Origin of the sequence: Paenibacillus sp. 2KB_22 (assembly GCF_052115745.1) — a bacterium.
Classification (GTDB): Bacteria; Bacillota; Bacilli; order Paenibacillales; family Paenibacillaceae; genus Paenibacillus.
In genome coordinates this window covers 333,112-345,258 of the sequence record NZ_JBFRHG010000003.1, presented here as the reverse complement: position 1 = coordinate 345,258, position 12,147 = coordinate 333,112, and the positions used below count along the sequence as shown (strand labels likewise).

Annotated in this window: 10 protein-coding genes; 2 read left to right on the top strand and 8 right to left on the bottom strand. The window is 47.8% G+C overall.

Annotated features, from left to right (window positions below):
• Nucleotides 1–5: 5 nt before the first annotated feature.
• The 8 genes from nikC to AB4111_RS20430 all read right to left on the bottom strand — a co-directional run bounded on the left by nikC (nt 6) and on the right by AB4111_RS20430 (nt 9,258).
• Complete coding sequence (nikC, locus tag AB4111_RS20465) at nt 6–836, bottom strand: nickel ABC transporter permease subunit NikC (protein ID WP_442033003.1); 831 nt, start codon at nt 834–836, stop codon at nt 6–8.
• A complete protein-coding gene (gene nikB / locus AB4111_RS20460; RefSeq protein ID WP_442033002.1) occupies nt 833–1,777 on the bottom strand; it encodes a nickel ABC transporter permease subunit NikB in 945 nt (314 codons plus the stop codon). The genes nikC and nikB overlap by 4 nt, the downstream gene beginning before the upstream one ends.
• A 75-nt stretch (nt 1,778–1,852) precedes the next feature.
• On the bottom strand, nt 1,853–3,487 hold the full coding sequence (nikA, locus tag AB4111_RS20455; RefSeq protein WP_442033001.1) for a nickel ABC transporter substrate-binding protein: 1,635 nt from the start codon (nt 3,485–3,487) through the stop codon (nt 1,853–1,855).
• A gap of 294 nt (nt 3,488–3,781) precedes the next feature.
• Nucleotides 3,782–4,723, bottom strand: a complete 942-nt coding sequence (locus AB4111_RS20450; RefSeq protein WP_442033288.1) for a glycoside hydrolase family 113 — start codon at nt 4,721–4,723, stop codon at nt 3,782–3,784.
• Between the two features lie 5 nt (nt 4,724–4,728).
• Entirely contained in the window at nt 4,729–5,766 is a 1,038-nt protein-coding gene (locus AB4111_RS20445) for a glycoside hydrolase family 130 protein (RefSeq protein ID WP_442033000.1), read from the bottom strand.
• Nucleotides 5,767–6,031: 265 nt separating this feature from the next.
• The gene (locus AB4111_RS20440; protein WP_442032999.1) at nt 6,032–6,865 is read right to left on the bottom strand and encodes a carbohydrate ABC transporter permease; all 834 of its coding nucleotides are present in this window, start codon (nt 6,863–6,865) and stop codon (nt 6,032–6,034) included.
• Between the two features lie 2 nt (nt 6,866–6,867).
• Nucleotides 6,868–7,755, bottom strand: a complete 888-nt coding sequence (locus AB4111_RS20435) for a carbohydrate ABC transporter permease (RefSeq protein ID WP_427437896.1) — start codon at nt 7,753–7,755, stop codon at nt 6,868–6,870.
• Nucleotides 7,756–7,944: 189 nt separating this feature from the next.
• A complete protein-coding gene (locus tag AB4111_RS20430; protein ID WP_253441774.1) occupies nt 7,945–9,258 on the bottom strand; it encodes an ABC transporter substrate-binding protein in 1,314 nt (437 codons plus the stop codon).
• 448 nt (nt 9,259–9,706) lie between these two features.
• Here AB4111_RS20430 and AB4111_RS20425 point away from each other — a divergent pair, with 448 nt between their 5' ends.
• Nucleotides 9,707–10,897 (top strand): AGE family epimerase/isomerase, encoded by a 1,191-nt coding sequence (locus AB4111_RS20425; RefSeq protein WP_442032998.1) that lies wholly within the window; start codon nt 9,707–9,709, stop codon nt 10,895–10,897.
• Nucleotides 10,894–12,078, top strand: coding sequence for a glycoside hydrolase family 130 protein (locus tag AB4111_RS20420; RefSeq protein ID WP_442032997.1), 1,185 nt, complete (start codon nt 10,894–10,896; stop codon nt 12,076–12,078). The genes AB4111_RS20425 and AB4111_RS20420 overlap by 4 nt, the downstream gene beginning before the upstream one ends.
• Nucleotides 12,079–12,147 lie beyond the last annotated feature (69 nt).

Below are 12,147 nucleotides of genomic sequence, written 5' to 3'. Positions count from 1 at the left end.
ATCAACTACCGTTTTGCAATGCCATAACGCTCGGATAATGCTTCACCCAAGATGTTGAACGTAATGACTACCAGTAGAATCAATGCACCTGGATAGATCATTAACTCCGGATGACTGCGAATATAACCCGTTCCTTCATGAATCATGGCGCCCCACTCTGCATTGGGTGGTTGAATGCCAAGCCCCAAGAAGGACAGAGCGGATATATCCATAATCGCCCAGCCCATCTCTAACGTGCCCATGACAACAATGGGACGCTGCACGTTGGGGATGATATGTTTACGAATAATCGTCCATGAAGAGGAACCGCTAACTCGCGCCGCCGCGATGAAGTTCCGTTCTTTCAAACTAACGACCATGTTCCGGCAGATACGTGCGTAATACACCCACTGCACCATCATGAGGGCTAGAAGCACCTGCATCAGACCTGGACCAAAGATCCCCACAATACCAAGCACCAGCACCAGATTCGGAAACGCCATAATGCCTTCACACAAGCGCATTAGCAGACTGTCCACCCACCCACCAAGGTAACCGGAGATCGAACCCACAATGACACCAATGAGCAGAGAAGACAGAAAAATCAGGGTAGCAAAACCAAGCGACACCCGCGCGCCGTACATCAGCCTGGTGAGATTGTCGCGTCCCAGATGATCCGTTCCCAGCCAATGCTCAAGCGATGGACTTGCCAGCTTCTGTAACAGATTCACCTTCACAGGATCATGGGGAGCAATCCATGGAGCTAATACCGCAATCATGAAAAAAAGCAATATGATCACCGAGCAGATCTGGATGGCTCTCTGTCCTTTAAATACCGCACGCCATTTGTTTATCAATGCTCCGCCCGTCCTTTCGCTGAAATCCGTGGGTCCATATAGAGCTGCACCAGATCAACGAGTAGATTGCATACGATGAACAGGCATGCCGCCAGGAAGACATAACATTGAATCACGGGAATATCCCGATTAAATATCGCATCAACAAAATATCGTCCGAATCCAGGCCAGGAAAACACCTGCTCTACAATAATGGTGCCTGTGAGCAGCTTGCCCATACTCATCCCCATCCCCGTAATGAGGGGCGATATAGCGATCTTCAGGACATGCTTGAGCATAATGACTCGTTCGCGAATCCCGCGTGTTCTCGCGTACTGTACATACGTCTCCTGCAATTGCTCCAGTACACTGGAACGCAATAATCGGGTGTAGACCGCAATAAGAATCAAGGAGAGTGTAATCGTAGGCAGAACCAGATTCTCCCACGATCCACGCCCCTCCACAGGCAGCCAGTCCAGCTTCACCGAGAAAAAGAAGATCAGCAGATAACCGAGCCAGAATTGCGGAATAGATGCTCCAATATAGGAAATGGCCCGGCTGACCATGTCAATCCAGCTATTCTTGTACACTGCGGCCAGTATTCCCAAAGGAATACTTACCAGAGCCGATAACAACATACTCCAGAAGGCTAGTTCAGCCGTAGCCGGAAGCCTTAATTTCACTTCATCCCATACGGGTTTATTGGTGAGGTACGAGGTGCCAAAGTCAAGCTTGGCAATCTTCTGAATCGTATGCGCATATTGGGTTAACAAGGGCTGATCCAGACCGAATTCATGTCGCTTTTGCGCAAGCAGCTCCGGTGTTGGATAGATATGAGCTGCTGTCAGATAAGCCTCGGCCGGATCAACTGGTGAAATATGAATAAGCGCAAAGGTAACAAGTGTAGCGATAAAAACGATAGGAATGATCGCGATCATTCGTTTACCGATATAACTGATCACCAAACGTTCCTCCCTTTCATCAAGCTACTTGGCCTTACCAAGGGCCATCCACTCCCTAATTAAAGTAATTACTATTTATTGATTGCCCAGTTCAATGCCGACAAACGGATTTTCATCACGGTTCGCCGGGAAAATAAAGTTGGAAATTTTCTTCTGATATACAGCCGTTTTCTTAATATAAGAGATCGGTACGATCGCCGATTGCTCCTGAAGTGTTTTCAAGATAGAGCCATATAACTCCTGGCGTTTCGTCTCGTCTGTAGATGACAGGGCTGCATGCACCTGATCGTCCAGTTCCTTTTTCATCGGCAACGCACTCAAGGTCTCGGAAATCCCGAATCCAGGGCTCGCCACAACATTAATGAAGGAATGGGGATCATACGGAGCGCCATAGTTATACCAGAAATACAGGTCAAAATCATTGGCTTTCAAACGTTTGATCTGAACCGTCAGTTCCAGTCCAGTGAGATTTACTTTAACCCCAAGCTCGCTCCATTCCGCCTGAATGGTCTCCGCCATCGCTTTCTGAATCGGGTCCGTTTTATCAAAAATCATTTCGAAATCAAGCTGCTGTCCATCTTTCTCACGAACCGTACCACCAGCCGGCAGCTTCCAGCCCGCTTCATCCAGTAATGCTTTGGATTTCTCCACGTCATACGTGATCGGTTCCAGGTCTACATTGGTGTAAGGATAGTTTTTGGACAATACGGTGTCGGCTGGTTCTTCCAAACCGGAAGTGACCCCCTCAACCATCGCCTGTTTGTTAAACCCTTGCTGGAGCGCCATCCGCACTCTGACATCGGACAGCTTTGGATTGGATGAGTTCAGCAGCAGACTGCGTGTGCCCACCGGATCAGACAATTGGGTCACATATTCATCGTTGTCACGCAGCTGTTGGAATGCATCCAGACTGATCACACCTTCCCCGTAGATCAGGTCGAGATCGCCTTTTTCAAAAGCAAGGACACGGGTTTCACCGTCAGGAATGATTTTGACCGTAATCTGATCTACCTTCGCTGCTGTTCCCCAATAATTCGGATTGCGTTTGAAAACAGCATATTCGTCTTGCTTGTAATCAGCCAGCATCCACGGGCCCGTTCCAACTGGCTCTTTGATGCCTTGGGAAGTATCTCCGTCATCCGGGAATCCAGCTTCACCCAGGAAGCGGAAAGGACGAACCACCGACAAATCCTGAAGAACAGGATAATACGGCTCTGTGAGTGTCAGTCGGAAAGTCTGGTCGTCCACAACCTCCGTCTTGTCGAGCACGCCTACAATGCCCAGCCAGCTATGTGTATCTTTATTTTTCATTACAGCGTCAAAATTCTTTTTCACAATCTCAGCATTAAATGGCGTACCATCAGAGAATTTCACACCTTGGCGAAGCTTGAATGTATATACTTTGCCGTCATCGGAGATAGTCCATGATTCTGCCAGGGCAGGTTCCAGCTTTCCGTCCTTCTGGTAACTGATCAGTGGCTCATAGAGCATGGATTGGGCAAATAATTGCGAAGGATTGTACGTATGCGGATTCATTGTACCGATATCACGTGGCCATGACATCGTAATCGACTTCGTAGATGTTTGATCCGAAGCAGCAGATGAGGATTCATCTCCACTTCCTGTATTGCTGCAGCCCACGATAACCAATAGCAACAAGAACATAGTTACCAGCGTGAGGGCCGAAGATTTGCGATGTTGTGCAGACATGGATGTTGAACCCCTTTTCTCTATTTTATGATAATGATTATCATATTCATCCATTAAGAATATGCATGAGCCCTCCTTTTGTCAACAAAATTCGACATGGTATGTGTTGTTACTAAAATAGCCAAAAAACCTTTCCTGTGGGAGGAAAGGCTTCTTGACCTGAATGTGAATTACAACTGGAAAAATAAGCTCCACTATAATCTGCTATTCCTTGCTCACAGCATGGAAATCACGAAATTACATATTCAGATATATCACTGAAATTCGTCTTCACATACACCTTCTTGTTTCTTGTTAAACTTCTATAGTGATGCTCTCATAGAACCGACGAATGACCTTCTCCGCCGGCTTACCGTAAACTCCATATCCATCATCGGTCAGCGCATCCTTCTCCGCATGGAGATGTGCGCTCCAATCCCAAAGACCGAATCCGCGTACCCAGTCACGCTGACTGACATGCCGGAACATGGCTTCATAGAACCGCTCCTGTTCCTCCGCACTCACTTTGCCTTCCAGTCCCCAATCGTTTGGTACCTGGGCTGATCCGCTACGACTGGGACAACCAGCTTCCGCGAAGAAAAAGGGTTTGTCATAAGGAGCAATCGCCTGCTCGATTCGATCCAGCTGTGCCTCCCAATCTCCGATGGGATAATAACCACTGGAAGATATCACGTCCACAGCATCCCACCACTTCACATGATCTTCCTGATATTTGTCAGTGTTGTATGACACCAGTCCAGTGTACGATTCACGCACACCAGCGATCACTTCACGCCACTCCCGATCCCGACGCTCGGATTGCACCATCTCACAGCCTACAATGAACATCTCACACTTTTCCTGCTCTGCTATCGCTGCATAATGCTTCTGAAATGCCGTGTAGCTGCGGAACCAATCCTTCCACTTCGGTTCACAAGGCACATCGATATCAAAAAAGTTAATATGTGCACGCCATGTGCCATCGGTGCAGTTGACAGTTGGTTTCAGAATGACACGCAGCCCGATTGTACGGGCATAACGCATCATATCGACCAGTTCATCATCATCCACCAGATGGTCACCCCGATATTTAACCTCTACCGCCTGCGGATGATCCTGATGTGCCGCCAGTGCAAAAATAACATGCGAACTGCCTGTACGTTCAGCCATCAGACGCAAGGACTCCTTCGCTTCCGGCTTGCGGAAGTCTCCCCTGCCACTCATCCAGCCAAATGTAAATCCTTTGATGTACTCCATGTGCATTACAGCTTGCCTTCCTGGTGGTCTCCGGCAATAACTTCATCCGTCTCGATCACATAATTCACGATTTCTTCGATGGTTGTGTAAGCCACGCCAACATACGTATCGGCTGCACCATAATAGATGGCGATACGTCCCGTCTCAGCATCATGTAACGTTGCACACGGGAAGATGACATTATCGACGAATCCTTGCTCCTCGTACCATTTCTCCGGGGTCAGCACGAAGTTGGAGGAACGATATTTCACTTTGGAAGGCTCATCCAGATCCAGAATGACTGCACCCATGCTGTAGACGAATCCGTTGCACGTTCCAGTTACGCCATGGTAGAACATCAGCCAGCCTTCGGACGTTTCGATCGGAGCAGGCCCGCCGCCAATTTTGACCGATTGCCACCAGCCTTGACCGCCTTTGCTCATGACATGACGATGTTTACCCCAGTATACAAGGTCCGGGCTTTCACTCAGGAAGATGTCTCCGAACGGGGTATGTCCACTGTCGCTTGGTCTGGACAACATCACATAGTTATCGTTAATTTTGCGCGGGAACAACACACCATTACGGTTGAACGGCAGCATTGGATTTTCGAGGCGGACAAATGTTTTAAAATCATCCGTCTTCGCCAGTCCCAATGCAGCGCCGTAGAAGTCCGTACACCAGATGATGTAATACGTATCCTCCACTTTGACCAGACGTGGGTCGTACGCATAGTTCGGCATGAAGGGATCTCCATTTTCATCTACAAATGCAATGCGTTCCTCTTCAATCGTCCACTCCAGACCATCCTCACTTGCTCCCATGTGGAGGTGTGGGCGACCATTAATGGTCTCAGCACGGAATACCCCGATGAACTTCCCTTCATACGGAACAACGGCGCTGTTGAAGATACGGGCAACACCCTTCACCGGGTTACGCGGCACGACCGGATTCGCCGAATGTCTCCATACCGGGCCTTCCGTTCCCTCCGGTTTGGCCTCCCACGGCATATTCGGCAAAGCATCCCCAACAATGTGTACGTTTTTCGTTTCAGCAACTGACATTTTCATTTCTCCCTTCGGTTAGGCTTTATGAAATGAATACTAAAATTACACTAGACCACTTCGATGACAGAACAACCTTCCGATCGCCGTTATCCCCAGATTTTTTTGATCCCTTATAAAAGGGGAAAATCCGGTTATAGCATATGCTTACGAAGTGAGCTTTCTTTCAGAAAGCTTTTAGCGAACACTCCGTTTCTCCAGCTTTTTTCTGTCCTCTTCGTTCCTGTGCATTCTCAATATGCATTTCATATAGCCTCTCGTTTTTTTATTTAACGGAGCCTTGCGCGAAGCCGTTGTAGATGTACTTCTGTAACAACAGGAAGATGATCATGGTTGGAATGATGGCGATCATGATGCCAGCGCTGATGACTTCCCACTGCGATCCGAACGGTCCCTTGAATTTGAACAAGGCGGTGGATATGACCTGTAGATCAGTCTTCGGCATGTACAGAAACGGTGTGTAGAAGTCGTTATAGATGTTAACGCCCTTCACGATAATGACCGTAACAATGGCCGGTTTCAGTAGTGGCAGAATGATTTTCCAGTAGATCGTGAAGTACGAAGCACCGTCCAGCATGGCGGATTCATCCAATGCACTGGAGATGGAGCCCAGGAATTGCAGGAAGATATAAACCGCGATGATATCTGTACCCAGATACATGACGATGGCCGCCCAGCGCGTGTTGAACAGGTCGAGCGCGTTGATGATCTGGAATGTGGCAACCTGCGTTGTCACACTGGGGATCAGGGTAGCGAGCAGGAATGCCGCAACCATGATTTTCTTGCCTTTGAATTTGAACCGATCCAGTACATACGCGATCATGGAACCCGTTAAGGTTGCACCAATGATGGAGATAATCAGGATAATAATCGTATTTTTGAAACCGACCAGCATGTTGCCGTCCACAAAAGCCTTGGTGTAGTTTGCAAAGTTCAGCCAGTTGGCTGGTGGGGCAAGTGGGCTGCTGGTGGCGTATTCCGCATTGGTTTTGAGGGAAGCAAACAGGATCACCACGATGGGTAACAATGCGATAAACGCCGCAATAATCAGGGAAGCATATTTAACTACGCTCGCAAGGGTGTATTTGAATTGTGTCACGTTTATTCCTCCCCTTTCATCGTGACGCGTTGCACGAGCGTAACAAGAATAACGATTAAGAGCAGCACCACAGCCATGGCGGATGCCAGTCCCAACTTGCCATATTTAAATGCCAAGTGAACCGTTTGGATTACAAATGTCATACTGCCGTTGGAACCATCGGTCATGATATATGGAATATCGAACGCACTAATTGCGCCGCTAATGGCCAAGATCAGGTTAAGCTGCAGGATGCGCGTAATACTCGGCAGAATGATATGGCGGAATTGCTGCCAGCGATTGGCGCCGTCAATATCCGAAGCTTCATACACATCCTTCGGGATGGAGGAGATTGCACCCAGGAAGATAATAAAATTGAAGCCCATGTATCTCCATACCGATGCCCCTGCAAGAGACACATTGATGATATTCGGATTACCGAGCCAAAGCTGCGTGTATTGTCCCAGCCCTACAGCATGCATGAGCATATCGAGTGTGCCGTCCGGTTTGAAGAAAAAGAGGAAGATAAAACCGATGGCTACCCCATTCAGCAAATAAGGAAAGAACAGTATGCCTTTGAAGAAGTTTTTGCCTCGGACCTTGAAACTCAGAATCGTGGCAAAGTAGAGGGCCAGGCCCATCTGTACAAACGTTGCAACAAAATAGTACAAGCTGACAATAAATACTTTGAAATATTCGGGATCACTAAATATGCGGGTATAGTTCTCAAAGCCAACATAATCGAATCTTTTGCTGTATCCATTCCAATCAGTGAAACTGTATTTGAACATGTTGATGACCGGTAAGTATGCAAACGTGAACAGCAACGCCAGCGGAATAATTGAGAAGGCACAGATGATAAATATGCGTTGCGCTGAGTAACCCCAATTCGAAACCTTTAAGTACTTCATGCTCTCCACACCTCCAAGCGGTTCACCCGCCTATATATCGAAAGACTCCCGTCCAGGAAATTTGGCTGAACAACTGCCGGAGAAGGCATCTGGCACCATAACTTCAGACACCATTTGCCCCCATACAACATGGATTTTATCCCATGCTCCCGTAGTCTTTTCACCACCTGACCACTTACGTTAATCCCATTATTTCGTGAGTTCTGCTCGTGCTTTTACCCACTTGTCATTCAGGTCCTTCATGATGTCGTCATAGGATTCCTTGCGGTTACCAATACCTGCTTCGATAATGCGTTTCTTGAAGTCAGGCTGCCAGAGACCGATTTCGCCTTCGTTATCAATCTTGTCAACGAGACCTTCCTGACCTTCTTTGGCAGGGGTAAGCGTGGAGAATTTCACATCTTTATATTGATCCAAAATCGGTGGCAATTCCGCGTTTTTGTCTGCATCCATACCGCCGCCCTGTTCAACTGCATAGTTCGATTTCGCCAGGAACCAGTCAATCCAGGCTTTCGCAGCAGGTTTGTTCTCGCTGTTCACGTTCATGCCGATGTTATAGTCAGCCGAGAGCGGGACCACAACCTCGCTTGCATTCGTAGGGAAAGGCAAGAATCCAATGTCGTCCGGCGTATCTGTCATCCCTTGAATCTGTGTGATGGCCCAAGAGCCAAGTGCCATTGTGGCAATTTTGCCTTTGGCAAGATCAGCCTTGGAGCTTTCCCAGTCGGTTGTCGTTGGATCTTTCTCAATCAGACCATTCTTGGCGGCATCATAGAGCACTTTGTACAGTTCATAGTGCGGCTGACCAGGCACAAAGTTATCATCCGTGTTCGGCTGGTCCACGTTAACGTAATCCACGCTGCCCGCAACGGTTGGCAGATCCGATTCCCATTGGGTTAATGCCCAGCCGGATGCATAGTTGGTGTAGAGCGGAACCGCATCTGTATTGTCTTTGATCAACTGAAGCGCAGCCTGGAATTGCTCCGGTGTTTTTGGAACTTCCATAATGCCCGCGTCTTTGAAGACCTGTTTGTTATAAATGATTCCAGAGAACGTAATTACGGTAGGGATACCGTAGACCTGACCATCCACCATGCGTTCTTCAATAGCGGTGTATTTGTCTTTCAATTCATCGTACGTGCCGAGCGGCTCGAAAAAGTCCGGGATATCTGCGATCGGAACACTGGTCGGGATCATCAGTACGTCACCGTAATCCTTGGTGCTCATACGGATTTTCACTTGTCCTTCATAGTCGGCTAGTGCCTGGAAGTTTACTTTCACATCCGGGTATTCCTTATTGAACTCAGCAGCGTAATCTTTGAACACGGTGTCCACAATATCTGTACGTTGTGTAAGGACGGTAATTTCACCCTTGATATCTGCCGGATCTGTACTAATCTCCTCCCCTGCCTGCGAAGATCCACCTCCGGATGAACATGCAGCAAGTAGTGAAGTGATGAGCAGCATCGTCAGCAACATCATCCAACCTTTGTTTTTTCTCAATTGTTTCGACCCCTCTCTTAATTTAATTAAGTTATCGTTAAGGTTACAAAATGAATTCTATTATGGTAACGCTTACCTGTCAATTCATTTATTTATAACCTAACAGGAAAAATTGAGAGTTAATTCGTTGACATCTGTTTTTCAGAGCACTAATATTATTTTATAAAGTTACCGTTAACTTAAATATATAAATTGATTAAACATTTACACGAAACGGAGAGGACAGAAAGAACCTGAAGAAGCGGAGCGTTCGCCTACAAGCTTTCTGCAAGAAAGCTACATCGGAAGCATACGCTATCCCCGGATTTTCTCCTTATGACAAGGAATCAAAAAATCTGGGTATAACAGCGATCGGAAGGTTATTCTGTCATCGGAGTGGCCAATGTAAATATTCTTTAGTCCGTTTATATTTTAAGATTTATGTAACACGTTGAAGGAGCGCTCACTTATGAACACAAAAACACCCCAACTCCAATCTGAGATTAAGGCGCATTGGGAGAAGCAGATTTTACCCTTCTGGTCCAACCTTAAAGATACAACCCACGGTGGATTCTACGGCTGGGTTGGCAATGATCTTCAGGTGAATCCGCAGGCACCCAAAGGCGGGATCGCCACGGCACGTCAACTATGGTCTTTTGCAGCGGCGTATCGGGTTACCGGAAACGAGAGATGGCGCGAGCACGCGGAACACGCATACCGTTTTCTCGCCGATCATGTGATGGATACCGAATATGGCGGCATGTACTGGATGGTAGATTACACAGGGGAAGCACTGGACACGAGCAAACATGTATATACGCAATCATTCGGTGTGTATTCACTCAGTGAGTACTATCGTGCAACCGGGGAAGTTTCTGCATTGGAACTTGCGAAAACGCTTTTTGCTCTCATCGAGGACAAAGGTCTGGATGCCGAACTACCTGCGTACAAGGAACAATTTGATCGCACATGGAAGGAACAGCCCAATGAAATGCTGAGCGAAAACGGGGTGATTGCGGATTACACCATGAATACGCATATCCATGTACTAGAGGCCTACACCACGCTCTATCAAGTGTGGCCAGTTCAGCAAGTGAAGGCGGCGCTGGAACGCCTGCTCAGAATTCTATATAAACAGGTGTATGACCAAGACACCAAATTTCTCGGGGTATTTTTCAACAAACAGTGGGAGTCCATCATCGATCTGCGCTCGTTCGGACATGACATTGAAGCCAGCTGGCTGATTGACGAAGCACTGAAAGTTCTGGGGATGGAACAACATCCGGAGTATGCGGCGATGGTAACGGATATTGCCTATAACATCTCCAATGTGGCCGTGAATGCCGATGGTTCCCTGCTCAATGAACAAGAAGGTGAACATATCGATGAGAAGCGAATTTGGTGGGTTCAGGCAGAGGCGATGGTTGGCTTCTATAACGCGTATCAGCGCACAGGTGATCCACTGTTTCTGGAGAGAGTGGAACGCTTGTGGACCTATACAAAAGAAAACATCATTGATCAGCGTGCCGGCGGGGAATGGTACTGGTCGGTGGACGGAAACGGCACACCGGATCAGAGCGAAATCGCCGGACCATGGAAATGCCCGTATCACAATAGCAGATTCTGTATTGAACTAATTGAGAGGATGGGATCAGAATGATACACCCGAAATACAAGGAGTTACTGGAGAAACAGGAGCAACTGCTTGCTCGCCCCAATGAGATCAATTCTTCCTTCTACAACGGCGTATATGATCGGTATCAATATCCGGTAATCACTCGCCATCATGTACCGCTGCATTGGAGATTCGATCTGGATGAGACGACTAACCCGCATTTTATGGAACGCCTGGGCATTAACGCAACGCTGAATCCGGGAGCCATCTATTTCAATGGCAAATACATCATGGTCATCCGTACGGAAGGATTGGACCGTAAATCGATCTTTGCGCTCGCCGAGAGTGACAATGGAATCGACGGGTTCCGTTTCACGGGTAAACCACTGGTCTGGGATGATATCGATGCGGATGAAACCAATCAGTATGATATGCGTCTCGTTCAACATGAAGACGGCTGGATCTATGGCATCTATTGCTCTGAACGCAAAGACCCGGAGGCTCCTGCATTTGATACATCCAGCGCAGTTGCACAAGCAGGACTGGTCCGTACACGTGATCTTACAAGCTGGGAACGATTGCCCAACATCACCACCAATTCCCCTCAACAGCGCAATGTCGTATTGCACCCGGAATTCGTGGATGGAAAGTATGCCTTCTACACCCGTCCACAGGACGGATTCATCTCGACAGGTAGCGGCGGCGGAATTGCCTTTGGCGTGTGTGAGGATATCTTGAACCCGGTCATTCATGAAGAGAAGGTTATCGACGAACGGCAATATCATACGGTTTACGAAGTCAAAAACGGTCAAGGCCCTGCTCCGCTCAAAACGGATCGTGGCTGGATTCACATTGCTCACGGGGTTCGGAACACCGCAGCAGGACTGCGCTATGTGTTATACACTTTCGCAACGGATCTGAATGATCCGGCGCGCATGATTGCCAAGCCGAGCGGCCACTTCATTGCCCCTTATGACGACGAGCGTGTAGGCGATGTATCCAATGTTATTTTCTGCAACGGTGCTGTGGTCAATGAGCAAGAAGAAGTCTTTATCTATTACGCATCCAGTGATACCCGCTGTCATGTGGCAACTACCACTCTGGAGAAACTGGTTGATTATACGTTCAACACACCGGCCGATCCATATCGTTCCCTGGACTGTGCCAGCCAGCGGGGTCAGCTGATTGAACAGAATGAGAAGCTTTTACAGAAACAATTAACGTAACATCGGTAGAGCGTCCTCTCAGGGAAACCTGCAATGTGCTGAAAATTAGCGAAACAACAGCTAGAATGG